The organism is Delftia sp. WSY_22, assembly GCF_043104185.1.
GTDB classification, from domain to species: domain Bacteria; phylum Pseudomonadota; class Gammaproteobacteria; order Burkholderiales; family Burkholderiaceae_C; genus Comamonas; species Comamonas tsuruhatensis.
The window spans coordinates 1-381 of record NZ_JBICKN010000033.1 but is presented as its reverse complement, the minus strand read 5'-3'; the positions used below and the strand labels follow the sequence as shown (position 1 = coordinate 381).

Genomic DNA, 381 nt, shown 5'->3' with positions numbered 1-381 from the left:
CGACACCTTCCGCGCCATCAGCGCGCCCGAGTGCCTGCACTGCAGTGCATGGTGGGACGACGGCAAGGCCGCCTATCTCAAGCAGCTGCACCCCGACAAGGTGGGGCAGTACCGAGTGAATCTGCAGACCATTCGCGCCGAACTGGCGCGCCGGGTGCAGGAGTTGGACAGCGAATTGAAGGAGTGCGAACAATGAATTTGGGAAGTGGTTTCGCTGCAGGCCTGGCACAGGGCCAGCAATTTACGAGGGGCATTGCTGATGCCTATCGCGCCGGTCAGCAAATGAACGATGCGCGCGACCAGGCGGCGCAGAAAGAGGCGTTGAAGGGCATTGCCAGTGCCACAGCCGTGGAGTCCACGGGCTACACCGCCGACCAGGGC

1 pseudogene is annotated in these 381 nt (G+C 63.0%); it reads left to right on the top strand.

The annotated features are described in order from the left end of the window. Window positions 1–196, top strand: a pseudogene (locus ACF8NF_RS17930) (phosphoadenosine phosphosulfate reductase); the annotation flags it as partial. Between the last annotated feature and the right edge of the window lie 185 nt (window positions 197–381).